Genomic DNA, 15613 nt, shown 5'->3' with positions numbered 1-15613 from the left:
ACCATCGCGATGGAAGACGGCCTGCGTTTCGCTATCCGTGAAGGCGGTCGTACCGTCGGCGCTGGTGTCGTAGCCAAAGTAATCGAGTAAACAGTTGTAATGTCTTTTTCGGGCCGGCATAATGGTCGGCCTGATTTTGTTTTAGGTCAGTAGCTCAATTGGCAGAGCGACGGTCTCCAAAACCGTAGGTTGGGGGTTCGATTCCCTCCTGACCTGCCAGATTCACTCGGTGTGTCTGGCTTTCTTTTCACAGGATCTTCATAGATGACTCCTAAAGCTGAAGCTCAAGGCTCTCGCTTCGATCTGCTCAAGTGGCTAGTGGTAGTCGCTTTGGTGGTTGTTGGCGTTGTTGGCAATCAGTATTTTTCTGCTTCGCCGATCCTGTACCGCGTACTTGCATTGCTTGCTATTGCTGCTGTAGCTGCCTTTGTAGGCCTGCAGACAGCCAAGGGCAAGTCTTTCTTTGTACTCGCTAAGGAAGCTCGCGCCGAGATTCGTAAAGTCGTATGGCCGACTCGCCAAGAAACCACGCAGACCACGTTGATCGTTGTGGCTGTTGTTCTGGTAATGGCGTTGCTGTTGTGGGGGCTCGACTCCCTGCTCGGCTGGCTTGTTTCCTTGATTGTTGGCTAAGGGTGTCCCGTGGCTAAGCGTTGGTACGTTGTGCATGCTTACTCGGGTTACGAGAAGCATGTTATGCGCTCGCTGATAGAGCGTGTGAAGCTGGCTGGCATGGAAGATGGCTTTGGCGAGATTCTGGTTCCCACTGAAGAAGTGGTTGAAATGCGTAATGGCCAGAAACGCAAAAGTGAACGCAAGTTCTTTCCGGGCTACGTGCTGGTACAGATGGATATGAACGAAGGGACTTGGCACTTGGTCAAGGATACCCCTCGTGTGATGGGCTTCATTGGCGGTACCGCCGATAAGCCTGCGCCGATTACTGATAAAGAGGCAGAAGCGATTCTGCGTCGCGTCGCTGATGGTAGCGACAAGCCGAAGCCGAAAACGTTGTTTGAACCAGGTGAGGTTGTACGTGTCACCGATGGTCCATTCGCTGATTTCAACGGCACGGTTGAAGAAGTTAACTACGAAAAGAGCCGGATCCAGGTGGCAGTGCTCATTTTCGGTCGCTCTACTCCGGTAGAGCTGGAGTTCAGTCAGGTCGAAAAGGTCTGATCGAACAGGCATCCCAACCCCGCAGCCCAAGGCTGTGGGGTTTTGTCGTCACTGGGATAAACGCGCAAGCAACCGGGGAGCCTTTCGAGGCGTTCGAACCCGTAATTGGAGTGCCTCATGGCCAAGAAGATTACCGCTTACATCAAGCTGCAAGTGAAGGCCGCTCAGGCTAACCCAAGCCCACCTGTTGGTCCTGCACTGGGTCAGCACGGCGTGAACATCATGGAATTCTGCAAGGCCTTCAACGCCCGTACTCAGGGTCTTGAGCCGGGTCTGCCGACTCCAGTGATCATCACTGTCTACAGCGACCGTAGCTTCACTTTCGAAACAAAAAGCACCCCTGCTTCGGTTCTGCTGAAGAAGGCTGCAGGTTTGACCAGCGGTTCCGCTCGTCCAAACACCGTTAAGGTTGGCACCGTTACCCGTGCTCAGCTGGAAGAAATCGCGAAAACCAAAAACGCGGATCTGACTGCAGCTGATATGGATGCAGCCGTGCGCACTATCGCCGGTTCTGCTCGTAGCATGGGCCTTAACGTGGAGGGTGTGTAATGGCTAAGCTGACCAAGCGTCAAAAGGCTATCGCCGGCAAAATCGAAGCAGGCAAGGCCTACAACTTTGTAGACGCCGCCGCTCTGCTGGCCGAGCTGTCGACTGTCAAGTTCAGCGAGTCGTTCGACGTTGCTGTGAACCTGGGCGTTGACCCACGTAAATCCGACCAGGTCGTACGTAGCGCTACCGTGCTGCCACACGGCACTGGCAAGACCGTTCGCGTTGCGGTGTTCACCCAGGGCCCAGCAGCTGAAGCTGCTCTGGCTGCTGGCGCTGATCGCGTAGGCATGGACGATCTGGCTGCTGAAATGAAAGGCGGCGACCTGAACTATGACGTCGTGATCGCATCCCCGGATGCCATGCGCGTTGTAGGTCAGTTGGGTCAGATCCTCGGTCCACGTGGCCTGATGCCTAACCCTAAAGTCGGCACCGTAACCCCAGACGTAGCCACCGCGGTTAAGAACGCCAAGGCTGGTCAGGTTCGTTATCGCACCGACAAAAACGGCATTATCCACACTTCCGTTGGCAAGATTGGCTTCGACGCCGTCAAGCTGAAGGAAAACGTTGAAGCCCTGATCGCTGATCTGAAGCGTATCAAGCCAGCTTCTTCGAAAGGTATCTACGTCAAGCGCGTTACCCTGAGCACCACTATGGGCCCAGGTCTGATCATTGATCAGAGCTCGCTCGACGCGTAAGACACAGATTGGCGCAAGCGATTGCGCCAGTCGACATATTGGGGTCCCTGCCTGGCGGGGGCTGTCCAAGACCGTAGGCGACGCAAGTCTTAAACCACAAGCCTACGCAGATGGTGCTCCCGGTTCCTTACCGAATCAGACACCAAAACGACATTCGGTTTCGATCGGATGAAACGGTAACAAGCAGGAGTTAAACCCGTGGCAATTAAACTCGAAGACAAGAAGGCCATCGTCGCTGAAGTCAACGAGGCTGCCAAAGCTGCTCTGTCCGCTGTCGTGGCTGATGCCCGTGGCGTAACAGTAGGCGCTATGACCGGACTCCGTAAAGAGGCTCGTGAAGCTGGCGTTTACGTACGTGTAGTACGTAACACCCTGCTCAAGCGCGCTGTTGCTGACACTGAATACAGTGTCCTCAACGACGTGTTCACCGGCCCGACCTTGATCGCGTTTTCCACTCAACATCCTGGCGCTGCTGCCCGTTTGTTCAAGGAATTCGCCAAAGGTCAGGACAAGTTCGAGATTAAGGCAGCTGCGTTCGAGGGCAAGTTCCTCGCAGCTAACCAGATCGACGTATTGGCGACTCTGCCGACCCGTGACGAAGCAATTTCCCAGCTGATGAGCGTGATGCAAGGCGCCACCAGCAAATTGGCTCGTACCCTGGCGGCACTGCGCGACCAGAAAGAAGCTGCCGCAGCCTAAGGCGCGACACCTCTTTTCGCGTTTTTTGTTTATTTCGATGGTCGCGTAGGCCGTCCCCCAATTCAGGAATTTAGTTTCATGACTATCTCTCAAAACGACATCCTCGAAGCCGTTGCCAACATGTCCGTAATGGAAGTTGTTGAGCTGATCAAAGCTTTCGAAGAAAAATTCGGTGTTACCGCTGCTGCTGCTTCCGCTGGTCCAGCTGTTGCTGCTGCCGTTGCTGAAGAGCAAACCGAATTCAACGTCATGCTGACCGAAGCTGGCGAGAAGAAAGTAAACGTGATCAAGGCAGTACGTGAACTGACCGGTCTGGGCCTGAAAGAAGCCAAGGCTGTAGTTGACGGCGCTCCTGCCATGGTTCTGGAAGCTGTTGCCAAAGACGCAGCTGACAAAGCCAAAGCAGTTCTGGAAGAAGCAGGCGCTAAAGTCGAGCTGAAGTAAGCATCGACTTTGCGTCTCCAGCCCGAGCGTTAAGCGACAGGCTGATGGCTGGTGGCTCTTGCCACCGGCCTTTTTCCGTTATTGGCAGCCGACTGGGTCGGTGCTGATTGCGAGCTGTAACCACCCGATGTGGTGGCGCAAACCATGGGGTTTGCACGATTTTCTGGCTGCTCCCGTCGGGAGGGGCCAAACAAGCAGGTGACCAAGCTGGGGAACGCTGATGGCTTACTCATATACTGAGAAAAAACGTATCCGCAAGGACTTTAGCAAGTTGCCGGACGTCATGGATGTGCCGTACCTCCTGGCCATCCAGCTGGATTCGTATCGTGAATTCTTGCAAGCGGGAGCGACTAAAGATCAGTTCCGCGACGTGGGCCTGCATGCGGCCTTCAAATCCGTTTTCCCGATCATCAGCTACTCCGGCAATGCTGCGCTGGAGTACGTCGGTTATCGCCTGGGCGAACCGGCATTTGATGTCAAAGAATGCGTATTGCGCGGTGTAACTTACGCCGTACCTTTGCGGGTAAAAGTGCGCCTGATCATTTTCGACAAAGAATCGTCGAACAAAGCGATCAAGGACATCAAAGAGCAAGAAGTCTACATGGGTGAAATCCCCCTGATGACTGAGAACGGTACCTTCGTAATCAACGGTACCGAGCGTGTAATCGTTTCCCAGCTGCACCGTTCTCCGGGCGTGTTCTTCGACCACGACCGTGGCAAGACGCACAGCTCCGGCAAACTGCTCTACTCCGCGCGCATCATTCCTTACCGCGGTTCGTGGTTGGACTTCGAGTTCGACCCGAAAGACTGCGTATTCGTGCGTATCGACCGTCGTCGCAAGCTGCCTGCATCGGTACTGCTGCGCGCGCTCGGCTATACCACCGAAGAAGTGCTGGACGCGTTCTACACCACCAACGTCTTCCACGTGCAAGGTGAAAACCTCAGCCTGGAACTGGTGCCTCAGCGCCTGCGCGGTGAAATCGCTGTCCTCGATATTCAGGATGACAAAGGCAAGGTTATTGTCGAGCAGGGTCGTCGTATCACCGCTCGCCACATCAACCAGCTGGAAAAAGCCGGGATCAAAGAGCTGCAGGTGCCTCTGGACTACGTCCTGGGTCGCACCACCGCGAAGGTCATCGTGCATCCGGCCACCGGCGAAATCCTGGCAGAGTGCAACACCGAGCTGACCACCGAAATCCTGGCGAAAATCGCCAAGGCCCAGGTCGTTCGCATCGAGACCCTGTACACCAACGACATCGACTGCGGTCCGTTCATCTCTGACACGCTGAAGATCGACTCCACCGGCAACCAGCTGGAAGCCCTGGTAGAGATCTATCGCATGATGCGTCCTGGCGAGCCTCCAACCAAGGATGCTGCCGAGACCCTGTTCAACAACCTGTTCTTCAGCCCTGAGCGCTATGACCTGTCTGCGGTCGGCCGGATGAAGTTCAACCGTCGTATCGGTCGTACCGAGATCGAAGGTTCGGGCGTGCTGAACAAGGATGACATCGTTGCGGTCCTCAAGACCCTGGTCGACATCCGTAACGGCAAAGGCATCGTCGATGACATCGACCACCTGGGTAACCGTCGTGTTCGCTGCGTAGGCGAAATGGCCGAGAACCAGTTCCGTGTTGGCCTGGTGCGCGTAGAGCGCGCGGTCAAGGAACGCCTGTCGATGGCTGAAAGCGAAGGCCTGATGCCGCAAGACCTGATCAACGCCAAGCCTGTGGCTGCGGCGGTGAAGGAGTTCTTCGGTTCGAGCCAGCTGTCCCAGTTCATGGACCAGAACAACCCGCTGTCCGAGATCACTCACAAGCGTCGTGTCTCCGCACTCGGCCCAGGCGGTCTGACTCGTGAGCGTGCAGGCTTCGAAGTTCGTGACGTACACCCGACTCACTACGGTCGCGTATGCCCGATCGAAACGCCGGAAGGTCCGAACATCGGTCTGATCAACTCCCTGGCTGCCTATGCGCGCACCAACCAGTACGGCTTCCTCGAAAGCCCGTACCGCGTGGTGAAAGACGCCCTGGTCACCGACGAGATCGTTTTCCTGTCCGCCATCGAAGAAGCTGATCACGTGATCGCCCAGGCTTCGGCCACGATGAACGACAAGAAGGTCCTGATCGACGAGCTGGTAGCTGTTCGTCACCTGAACGAGTTCACCGTCAAGGCGCCGGAAGACGTCACCTTGATGGACGTATCGCCGAAGCAGGTTGTTTCGGTTGCAGCGTCGCTGATCCCGTTCCTCGAGCACGACGACGCCAACCGTGCGTTGATGGGTTCGAACATGCAGCGTCAGGCTGTACCAACCCTGCGCGCCGATAAGCCGCTGGTAGGTACCGGCATGGAGCGTAACGTTGCTCGCGACTCCGGCGTTTGCGTCGTGGCTCGTCGTGGTGGCGTGATCGATTCCGTCGATGCCAGCCGTATCGTGGTTCGTGTTGCCGATGACGAAGTTGAAACTGGCGAAGCCGGTGTCGACATCTACAACCTGACCAAGTACACCCGCTCCAACCAGAACACCTGCATCAACCAGCGTCCGCTGGTGAGCAAAGGTGATCGGGTTCAGCGCAGCGACATCATGGCCGACGGTCCGTCCACCGACATGGGTGAACTGGCGTTGGGCCAGAACATGCGCATCGCGTTCATGGCATGGAACGGCTTCAACTTCGAAGACTCCATCTGCCTGTCCGAGCGTGTGGTTCAGGAAGACCGATTCACCACGATCCACATCCAGGAACTGACCTGCGTGGCTCGTGACACCAAGCTTGGCCCAGAGGAAATCACTGCGGACATCCCGAACGTGGGTGAAGCCGCACTGAACAAGCTGGACGAAGCCGGTATCGTTTATGTAGGTGCTGAAGTAGGCGCAGGCGACATCCTGGTCGGCAAGGTCACTCCGAAAGGCGAGACCCAACTGACTCCGGAAGAAAAACTGCTGCGTGCGATCTTCGGTGAAAAAGCCAGTGACGTAAAAGACACTTCCCTGCGCGTGCCTACCGGCACCAAGGGTACCGTCATCGACGTACAGGTCTTCACCCGCGACGGCGTTGAGCGTGACGCTCGTGCACTGTCGATCGAGAAGACTCAGCTCGACGAGATCCGCAAGGACCTGAACGAAGAGTTCCGTATCGTCGAAGGCGCGACTTTCGAACGTCTGCGCTCCGCCCTGGTCGGCCACAAAGCCGAAGGCGGCGCCGGCCTGAAGAAAGGTCAGGAGATCACCGACGAAGTCCTCGACGGTCTTGAGCACGGCCAGTGGTTCAAACTGCGCATGGCTGAAGATGCTCTGAACGAGCAGCTCGAGAAGGCCCAGGCCTACATCGTTGATCGCCGCCGTCTGCTGGACGACAAGTTCGAAGACAAGAAGCGCAAACTGCAGCAGGGCGATGACCTGGCTCCAGGCGTGCTGAAAATCGTCAAGGTTTACCTGGCAATCCGTCGTCGCATCCAGCCGGGCGACAAGATGGCCGGTCGTCACGGTAACAAGGGTGTGGTCTCCGTGATCATGCCGGTTGAAGACATGCCGCACGATGCCAATGGCACCCCGGTCGATGTGGTCCTCAACCCGTTGGGCGTACCTTCGCGTATGAACGTTGGTCAGATCCTTGAAACCCACCTGGGCCTCGCGGCCAAAGGGTTGGGCGAGAAGATCAACCGTATGATCGAAGAGCAGCGCAAGGTTGCAGACCTGCGTAAGTTCCTGCACGAAATCTACAACGAGATCGGTGGGCGCAACGAAGAGCTGGACACCTTCTCCGACCAGGAAATCCTGGATCTGGCGAAGAACCTGCGCGGCGGCGTTCCAATGGCTACCCCGGTGTTCGACGGTGCCAAGGAAAGCGAAATCAAGGCCATGCTGAAACTGGCAGACCTGCCGGAAAGCGGCCAGATGCAGCTGTTCGACGGCCGTACCGGCAACAAGTTCGAGCGTCCGGTTACCGTTGGCTACATGTACATGCTGAAGCTGAACCACTTGGTAGACGACAAGATGCACGCTCGTTCTACCGGTTCTTACAGCCTGGTTACCCAGCAGCCGCTGGGTGGTAAGGCGCAGTTCGGTGGTCAGCGTTTCGGGGAGATGGAGGTCTGGGCACTGGAAGCGTACGGTGCTGCATACACTCTGCAAGAAATGCTCACAGTGAAGTCGGACGATGTGAACGGCCGGACCAAGATGTACAAAAACATCGTGGACGGCGATCACCGTATGGAGCCGGGCATGCCCGAGTCCTTCAACGTGTTGATCAAGGAAATTCGTTCCCTCGGCATCGATATCGATCTGGAAACCGAATAACACGTGACGCGAATCGAGAGCGGGGCTGTGTTGCCCGCTCTCTGCTCCGCCAGGAGGAAAGGCCTTGAAAGACCTACTGAATTTGCTGAAAAACCAGGGTCAAGTCGAAGAGTTCGACGCCATCCGTATTGGATTGGCCTCGCCTGAGATGATCCGTTCGTGGTCGTTCGGTGAAGTTAAAAAACCGGAAACCATCAACTACCGTACGTTCAAACCTGAGCGTGACGGCCTGTTCTGCGCCAAGATCTTTGGCCCGGTAAAGGATTACGAGTGCCTGTGCGGTAAGTACAAGCGCTTGAAGCATCGCGGCGTGATCTGCGAGAAGTGCGGCGTAGAAGTCGCGCTGGCAAAGGTTCGTCGTGAGCGCATGGCGCACATCGAACTGGCCTCGCCAGTTGCTCACATCTGGTTCCTGAAATCGCTGCCGTCCCGTATCGGCTTGCTGATGGACATGACCCTGCGTGATATCGAACGCGTTCTCTACTTCGAGAGCTATGTCGTTATCGATCCAGGCATGACCACCCTTGAAAAAGGTCAGCTGCTGAATGACGAGCAGTACTTCGAAGCGCTGGAAGAGTTCGGCGACGATTTCGATGCCCGCATGGGTGCCGAAGCTGTCCGCGAACTGCTGCACGCGATCGACCTGGAGCACGAGATTGGTCGCCTGCGCGAAGAAATTCCGCAAACCAACTCCGAAACCAAGATCAAGAAGCTGTCCAAGCGTCTGAAGTTGATGGAAGCCTTCCAGGGTTCCGGCAACCTGCCAGAGTGGATGGTGCTGACCGTTCTGCCGGTTCTGCCGCCAGACCTGCGTCCACTGGTTCCGCTCGATGGCGGTCGCTTCGCGACTTCCGACCTCAACGATCTGTATCGTCGAGTGATCAACCGTAACAACCGCTTGAAGCGCCTGCTCGATCTGTCCGCTCCGGACATCATCGTGCGCAACGAAAAGCGTATGTTGCAGGAAGCGGTCGACGCCTTGCTCGACAACGGTCGCCGTGGCCGCGCTATCACCGGTTCGAACAAGCGTCCTCTGAAATCCCTGGCTGACATGATCAAGGGTAAGCAAGGTCGTTTCCGTCAGAACTTGCTCGGTAAGCGTGTTGACTACTCCGGTCGTTCGGTAATTACCGTAGGCCCGACCCTGCGTCTGCACCAGTGCGGTCTGCCAAAGAAAATGGCCCTGGAGCTGTTCAAGCCGTTCATTTTCGGCAAGCTGGAAATGCGTGGTCTCGCGACCACCATCAAAGCCGCCAAGAAAATGGTCGAGCGCGAGCTGCCAGAGGTCTGGGACGTTCTTGCCGAAGTGATTCGCGAACACCCAGTGCTGCTCAACCGTGCACCGACCCTTCACCGTCTGGGCATCCAGGCGTTTGAACCGGTACTGATCGAAGGTAAGGCTATCCAGCTGCACCCTCTGGTCTGTGCTGCGTACAACGCCGACTTCGACGGCGACCAAATGGCCGTGCACGTACCGCTGACGCTGGAAGCCCAGCTCGAAGCGCGTGCGTTGATGATGTCGACCAACAACATCCTGTCGCCAGCCAACGGTGAGCCAATCATCGTTCCGTCCCAGGACGTTGTATTGGGTCTGTACTACATGACTCGTGAAGCGATCAACGCCAAGGGCGAAGGTCGTGTATTCGCGGACCTGCAGGAAGTCGACCGCGTGTTCCGTGCTGGCGAAGCCGCACTGCACGCCAAGATCAAGGTGCGGATCAACGAAACCGTCAACGATCGTGATGGCAACAGCGTGACCAACACTCGTATTGTCGACACCACTGTCGGCCGTGCGCTGTTGTTCCAGGTTGTGCCAAAAGGCTTGTCGTTCGATGTCGTCAACCTGCCGATGAAGAAAAAGGCGATCTCCAAGCTCATCAACCAGTGCTACCGCGTGGTTGGTCTGAAAGAGACCGTTATCTTCGCTGACCAGTTGATGTACACCGGTTTTGCCTATTCGACCATCTCCGGCGTTTCCATCGGTGTTAACGACTTCGTTATCCCTGATGAAAAAGCCCGCATCATCGGTGCTGCCACCGAAGAAGTGAAAGAGATCGAAAGCCAATACGCTTCCGGCCTGGTAACCCAGGGCGAGAAGTACAACAAGGTGATCGACCTCTGGTCCAAGGCGAACGACGAAGTTTCCAAAGCGATGATGGCCAACCTCTCGAAAGAGAAAGTCATCGACCGCCACGGCAACGAAGTCGACCAGGAATCGTTCAACTCGATGTACATGATGGCCGACTCGGGTGCGCGGGGTTCTGCTGCGCAGATCCGTCAGCTCGCCGGTATGCGTGGCCTGATGGCCAAGCCGGACGGTTCCATCATCGAGACGCCGATTACGGCGAACTTCCGTGAAGGTTTGAGCGTACTTCAGTACTTCATCTCCACTCACGGTGCTCGTAAGGGTCTCGCGGATACCGCGTTGAAGACAGCGAACTCCGGTTACCTGACTCGTCGTCTGGTAGACGTGGCGCAAGACTTGGTCGTGACCGAGATCGATTGCGGCACCGAGCACGGCCTGGTCATGACGCCGCACATCGAAGGCGGTGACGTTGTCGAGCCATTGGGTGAGCGCGTATTGGGTCGTGTCATTGCCCGTGACGTATTCAAGCCAGGTACCGAGGACGTCATCGTTCCCGCTGGCACCCTGGTTGACGAGAAGTGGGTCGAGTTCATCGAGCTCAACAGCATCGACGAAGTGATCGTACGCTCGCCGATCAGCTGCGAAACCCGCTACGGCATCTGCGCCAAGTGCTACGGTCGCGACCTGGCTCGCGGTCACCAGGTGAACATCGGTGAAGCGGTCGGCGTTATCGCTGCCCAGTCCATCGGTGAGCCGGGTACCCAGCTGACGATGCGTACGTTCCACATCGGTGGTGCGGCAAGCCGGACCTCCGCGGCTGACAGCGTCCAGGTGAAGAATGGCGGTACCGTCCGCCTGCACAACCTGAAGCACGTTGAGCGTGTCGACGGTCACTTGGTGGCTGTGTCCCGTTCCGGTGAGCTGGCCATCGCTGATGACTTCGGTCGTGAGCGTGAGCGTTACAAGCTGCCGTACGGTGCTGTGATTTCGGTGAAGGAAGGCGACAAGGTCGACGCTGGTGCCATCGTGGCCAAGTGGGATCCGCACACTCACCCAATCGTTACCGAGATGAAAGGTACCGTGACCTACGTGGGCATGGAAGAAGGCATCACGATCAAGCGTCAGACTGACGAATTGACCGGTATGACCAACATTGAAGTACTCGACGCAAAAGATCGTCCAGCTGCAGGCAAGGACATCCGTCCGGCCGTGAAGATGGTCGACGACAACGGCAAGGATCTGTTGCTGCCAGGCACTGACGTAATCGCTCAGTACTTCCTGCCAGCCAACGCCCTGGTCGGTGTAGCGGACGGCGCGCGGATCGCGATCGGTGATGTTATCGCTCGTATCCCGCAGGAAACTTCGAAGACCCGTGACATCACCGGTGGTCTGCCGCGTGTTGCCGACTTGTTCGAAGCCCGTCGTCCGAAAGAAGCCTCGATCCTGGCTGAAGTCAGCGGCACCATCGCGTTCGGTAAAGAGACCAAGGGCAAGCGCCGTCTGGTCATTACTCCGAACGACGGTAGCGATCCGTACGAAGAGCTGATTCCGAAGTGGCGCCACCTGAACGTCTTCGAAGGCGAACAGGTAAACCGCGGCGAAGTTATCTCCGACGGTCCGAGCGATCCACACGACATCCTGCGTCTGCTGGGTGTGAGTGCGCTGGCCAAGTACATCGTGAACGAGATCCAGGACGTTTACCGTCTGCAAGGCGTGAAGATCAACGACAAGCACATCGAGACCATCCTGCGTCAGATGCTGCGTAAGGTCGAGATTGCTGAATCCGGCGACTCGAGTTTCATCAAGGGCGACCAGATGGAACTGACTCACGTGCTGGTGGAAAACGAGCGCCTGGCGACCGAAGACAAGTTCGTCTCCAAGTTCACTCGCGTGCTGCTGGGTATCACCAAGGCGTCGTTGTCCACCGAATCGTTCATCTCGGCGGCTTCCTTCCAGGAAACCACCCGCGTACTGACCGAAGCGGCGGTAACCGGCAAGCGCGATTACCTGCGCGGCCTGAAAGAAAACGTGGTCGTGGGTCGTCTGATCCCGGCTGGTACCGGTTTGGCCTATCACAGCGAGCGCAAGCGTCGCCGTGATGCAGACAAGCCGTTGCGCGTAAGCGCCAGTGAAGTGGAAGCTGCACTGACCGAAGCACTGAACTCGAGCGGTAACTGAGTTCGGCGTTGATTAAGTGCCTGGCCCTGGTCACCCCGTTCGGCGGATCGAGACAAATTGTCGAGATCTGGCGGGCGGGGAGGTCGGGGCCTTGCCTTGACTGGGGACAAGATCCTCTTTAGACTCTTGATCCCCTAAATTTGGCGGGAATTCGTTCCTGCCATTTTGCTTTTCTTGCAAGACAATAGCGTCGCAAGACAACAGTGGAGCTAGTAGATGGCAACTATCAACCAGCTGGTACGTCAGCCGCGTAAGCGTATCGTCGAGAAATCCGACGTGCCTGCGCTGCAGAACTGCCCGCAACGTCGTGGCGTATGCACCCGTGTGTATACCACCACGCCGAAAAAACCTAACTCGGCACTGCGTAAAGTATGCCGTGTGCGTCTGACCAACGGTTTCGAGGTTTCCTCGTACATCGGTGGTGAAGGCCACAACCTGCAAGAGCACAGCGTGGTACTGATCCGCGGCGGTCGTGTAAAAGACTTGCCAGGTGTTCGTTACCACACCGTTCGCGGTTCTTTGGATACTTCCGGCGTTAAAGGTCGTAACCAGGGTCGTTCGAAGTACGGTACCAAGCGTCCGAAGTAATCGGTCGTTTTGCAGTTTTTCATTTTTATTGAGTCGATAAGAGTAAGGTCGGGCACGCATCCGCTGTCCCGGGCTAACCTGAAGACCGCTTGAGGGCTTATCATGCCAAGACGTCGCGTAGCAGCCAAACGTGAGATTCTGGACGATCCGAAATACGGAAGCCAGATTCTCGCCAAGTTCATGAACCACGTTATGGAAAGCGGCAAGAAAGCCGTTGCCGAACGTATCGTTTATGGCGCACTGGACAAAGTTAAGGAACGCAAGAACAGCGATCCCCTGGAAATCTTCGAGAAAGCTCTCGACGCCATCGCTCCGCTGGTCGAAGTGAAGTCGCGCCGTGTAGGCGGTGCTACTTACCAGGTTCCGGTCGAAGTTCGTCCTTCCCGTCGTAACGCCCTGGCAATGCGCTGGCTGGTAGACTTCGCCCGCAAGCGCGGCGAGAAGTCCATGGCCCTGCGTTTGGCTGGTGAACTGTTGGACGCTGCTGAAGGTAAAGGTGCTGCAGTTAAGAAGCGTGAAGACGTGCACCGTATGGCTGAAGCCAACAAGGCTTTCTCGCACTACCGCTTCTAATTTTAGCGTCACTCAATTTGCGAGGGCTTTATGGCTCGTACTACACCGATTAACCGCTACCGTAACATCGGTATCGTTGCTCACGTGGATGCTGGTAAAACCACCACCACCGAGCGCGTCCTTTTTTACACCGGCAAAAGTCACAAAATGGGCGAGGTGCATGACGGCGCCGCGACCACAGACTGGATGGTGCAGGAGCAGGAGCGTGGTATTACCATTACTTCTGCTGCTATCACCGCCTTCTGGAAAGGTTCCGAGAAGCAGTACCCGCACGAGCACCGCTTCAACGTTATCGATACCCCGGGCCACGTAGACTTCACCATTGAAGTTGAGCGTTCCCTGCGCGTACTCGACGGCGCTGTCGTTGTGTTCTGTGGTACTTCGGGTGTTGAGCCTCAGTCGGAAACCGTATGGCGTCAGGCCAACAAATACGGCGTTCCACGTCTTGTTTACGTAAACAAGATGGACCGTGCTGGTGCCAATTTCCTGCGCGTAATCGGTCAGATCAAGCAGCGTCTGGGTCACACTCCGGTGCCTATCCAGCTCGCTATCGGTTCGGAAGACAACTTCCAGGGCCAGATCGACCTGATCAACATGCAGGCTGTGTACTGGAATGATGCCGACAAGGGCATGGTTCCTGTTCGCAAGGAAATTCCTGCCGAGCTGTTGGAAGAAGCTGAGCAATGGCGCAGCAACATGGTTGAGGCAGCCGCCGAAGCCAGCGAAGAGCTGATGAACAAGTACCTCGAGGGTGAAGAACTCACCAACGACGAAATCAAGGCCGCTCTGCGTCAGCGTACTATCGCTGGTGAGATCGTTCTGGCTGTTTGCGGTTCTTCCTTCAAGAACAAGGGTGTTCCCCTGGTTCTCGACGCCGTGATCGACTTCCTGCCTGCTCCAACCGACATTCCTGCTATCAAGGGTTCCAACCCTGATAACGAGGAAGAGGAAATGGAGCGTCACGCAAGCGATGACGAGCCGTTCGCGGCCTTGGCGTTCAAGATCGCTACCGACCCATTCGTGGGTACCTTGACCTTTGTTCGAGTTTACTCGGGCGTGTTGGCCTCCGGCGACGGCGTGATCAACTCGGTAAAAGGCAAGAAAGAGCGTGTGGGTCGTATGGTGCAGATGCACGCAAACGCCCGTGAAGAAATCAAGGAAGTGCGCGCTGGCGACATCGCGGCCTTGATCGGCATGAAGGACGTCACCACTGGTGAAACCTTGTGCAACGCTGACAAGCCAATCATCCTGGTTCGCATGGACTTCCCGGAGCCGGTTATTTCGGTTGCCGTTGAGCCCAAGACCAAGGATGACCAGGAAAAAATGGGTATCGCTCTGGGCAAACTTGCTCAGGAAGACCCGTCTTTCCGCGTCAAGACTGATGAAGAGACTGGTCAGACGATCATCTCCGGCATGGGCGAGCTGCACCTGGACATCCTGGTTGACCGGATGCGCCGTGAGTTCAACGTCGAAGCCAACATCGGTAAGCCTCAGGTTTCCTATCGTGAGCGCATCACGAAGAGCTGTGAAATCGAAGGCAAGTTCGTTCGCCAGTCCGGCGGTCGTGGCCAGTTCGGTCACTGCTGGATCCGTTTTGCTCCTGCTGACGAAGGTCAGGAAGGTCTGCAATTCCTGAACGAAGTCGTAGGTGGTGTGGTTCCGAAGGAATACATCCCGGCGATCCAGAAGGGTATCGAAGAGCAGATGAAGAACGGCGTAGTTGCCGGCTATCCGCTGATCGGCCTGAAGGCGACCGTGTTCGACGGTTCTTACCACGACGTCGACTCCAACGAGATGGCGTTTAAGGTGGCTGCTTCCATGGCTACCAAGCAACTGGCCCAGAAGGGCGGTGGTGAGTTGCTGGAACCTATCATGGCGGTAGAAGTCGTTACGCCTGAAGACTACATGGGTGATGTCATGGGCGACCTTAACCGTCGTCGCGGCATGATTCTGGGTATGGAAGATACGGTTTCCGGCAAGGTTATCCGCGCCGAGGTTCCGTTGGGTGAGATGTTCGGTTACGCAACCGACGTTCGCTCCATGTCTCAGGGTCGCGCAAGCTACTCTATGGAATTCAAAAAATACAATACAGCTCCGTCGCATATCGTCGAGACTGTTACCAAAAAGCAAGGCTGATCCAGCCCCTTTAAGCTAGGAGTTAATTGTCGTGGCTAAAGAAAAATTTGAACGGAACAAACCGCACGTCAACGTTGGCACCATCGGCCACGTTGACCACGGTAAAACTACCCTGACCGCTGCTCTGACCCGCGTCTGCTCCGAAGTTTTCGGTTCGGCCAAGGTTGACTTCGACAAGATCGACAGCGCCCCGGA

The 15613-nt window shown here is 56.4% G+C and carries 13 protein-coding genes and 1 tRNA gene; all 14 read left to right on the top strand.

Annotated features, from left to right (window positions below):
- The coding region (locus tag FHK92_RS12830) for an EF-Tu C-terminal domain-related protein (protein WP_445758192.1) at positions 1 to 90 on the top strand (90 nt) is incomplete at its 5' end.
- 53 nt (positions 91 to 143) lie between these two features.
- Positions 144 to 219: transfer RNA gene (locus FHK92_RS12825), tRNA-Trp, on the top strand.
- Between the two features lie 45 nt (positions 220 to 264).
- The gene (gene secE, locus FHK92_RS12820; RefSeq protein ID WP_181288392.1) at positions 265 to 633 is read left to right on the top strand and encodes a preprotein translocase subunit SecE; all 369 of its coding nucleotides are present in this window, start codon (positions 265 to 267) and stop codon (positions 631 to 633) included.
- A 9-nt stretch (positions 634 to 642) separates the two neighbouring features.
- Positions 643 to 1176, top strand: a complete 534-nt coding sequence (nusG, locus tag FHK92_RS12815) for a transcription termination/antitermination protein NusG (RefSeq protein WP_010443972.1) — start codon at positions 643 to 645, stop codon at positions 1174 to 1176.
- 117 nt (positions 1177 to 1293) lie between these two features.
- Complete coding sequence (gene rplK, locus FHK92_RS12810; protein WP_003176435.1) at positions 1294 to 1725, top strand: 50S ribosomal protein L11; 432 nt, start codon at positions 1294 to 1296, stop codon at positions 1723 to 1725.
- Entirely contained in the window at positions 1725 to 2420 is a 696-nt protein-coding gene (gene rplA / locus FHK92_RS12805; protein WP_030138521.1) for a 50S ribosomal protein L1, read from the top strand. The genes rplK and rplA overlap by 1 nt, the downstream gene beginning before the upstream one ends.
- 198 nt (positions 2421 to 2618) lie before the next feature.
- Positions 2619 to 3119 carry a 50S ribosomal protein L10 gene (rplJ, locus tag FHK92_RS12800; protein ID WP_030138520.1) on the top strand — a complete coding sequence of 167 codons (501 nt, stop codon included), beginning with the start codon at positions 2619 to 2621 and terminating at the stop codon, positions 3117 to 3119.
- 78 nt (positions 3120 to 3197) lie between these two features.
- A complete protein-coding gene (gene rplL / locus FHK92_RS12795; protein WP_030138519.1) occupies positions 3198 to 3563 on the top strand; it encodes a 50S ribosomal protein L7/L12 in 366 nt (121 codons plus the stop codon).
- A gap of 220 nt (positions 3564 to 3783) precedes the next feature.
- Positions 3784 to 7857: a DNA-directed RNA polymerase subunit beta gene (gene rpoB, locus FHK92_RS12790; RefSeq protein WP_181288391.1), complete on the top strand. Its 4074-nt coding sequence runs from the start codon at positions 3784 to 3786 to the stop codon at positions 7855 to 7857.
- A gap of 64 nt (positions 7858 to 7921) precedes the next feature.
- Positions 7922 to 12121: a DNA-directed RNA polymerase subunit beta' gene (rpoC, locus tag FHK92_RS12785; RefSeq protein ID WP_181288390.1), complete on the top strand. Its 4200-nt coding sequence runs from the start codon at positions 7922 to 7924 to the stop codon at positions 12119 to 12121.
- A gap of 216 nt (positions 12122 to 12337) precedes the next feature.
- Positions 12338 to 12709 (top strand): 30S ribosomal protein S12, encoded by a 372-nt coding sequence (gene rpsL / locus FHK92_RS12780; RefSeq protein WP_003186084.1) that lies wholly within the window; start codon positions 12338 to 12340, stop codon positions 12707 to 12709.
- 102 nt (positions 12710 to 12811) lie between these two features.
- Positions 12812 to 13282: a 30S ribosomal protein S7 gene (gene rpsG / locus FHK92_RS12775; RefSeq protein ID WP_003186074.1), complete on the top strand. Its 471-nt coding sequence runs from the start codon at positions 12812 to 12814 to the stop codon at positions 13280 to 13282.
- A 30-nt stretch (positions 13283 to 13312) separates the two neighbouring features.
- Positions 13313 to 15418 carry an elongation factor G gene (gene fusA / locus FHK92_RS12770; protein WP_030138516.1) on the top strand — a complete coding sequence of 702 codons (2106 nt, stop codon included), beginning with the start codon at positions 13313 to 13315 and terminating at the stop codon, positions 15416 to 15418.
- Positions 15419 to 15449: 31 nt separating this feature from the next.
- Positions 15450 to 15613, top strand: a 164-nt coding sequence (locus FHK92_RS12765; RefSeq protein ID WP_309109606.1) for a GTP-binding protein, incomplete at its 3' end; no start/stop codon positions are given.

The organism is Pseudomonas brassicacearum subsp. neoaurantiaca (assembly GCF_013608025.1).
GTDB lineage: Bacteria > Pseudomonadota > Gammaproteobacteria > Pseudomonadales > Pseudomonadaceae > Aquipseudomonas.
Note: the sequence above shows the minus strand (reverse complement) of the source record. Positions and strands in the feature narration are given on the sequence as shown.

Bases quoted from the DNA above. Each gene is read 5' to 3' on its own strand.
- rpsL (WP_003186084.1), top strand. From the start codon at position 12,338: ATGGCAACTATCAACCAGCTGGTACGTCAGCCGCGTAAGCGTATCGTC.
- rplL (WP_030138519.1), top strand. From the start codon at position 3,198: ATGACTATCTCTCAAAACGACATCCTCGAAGCCGTTGCCAACATGTCC.
- rplA (WP_030138521.1), top strand. From the start codon at position 1,725: ATGGCTAAGCTGACCAAGCGTCAAAAGGCTATCGCCGGCAAAATCGAA.
- rplK (WP_003176435.1), top strand. From the start codon at position 1,294: ATGGCCAAGAAGATTACCGCTTACATCAAGCTGCAAGTGAAGGCCGCT.
- secE (WP_181288392.1), top strand. From the start codon at position 265: ATGACTCCTAAAGCTGAAGCTCAAGGCTCTCGCTTCGATCTGCTCAAG.
- rpsG (WP_003186074.1), top strand. From the start codon at position 12,812: ATGCCAAGACGTCGCGTAGCAGCCAAACGTGAGATTCTGGACGATCCG.
- fusA (WP_030138516.1), top strand. From the start codon at position 13,313: ATGGCTCGTACTACACCGATTAACCGCTACCGTAACATCGGTATCGTT.
- rpoB (WP_181288391.1), top strand. From the start codon at position 3,784: ATGGCTTACTCATATACTGAGAAAAAACGTATCCGCAAGGACTTTAGC.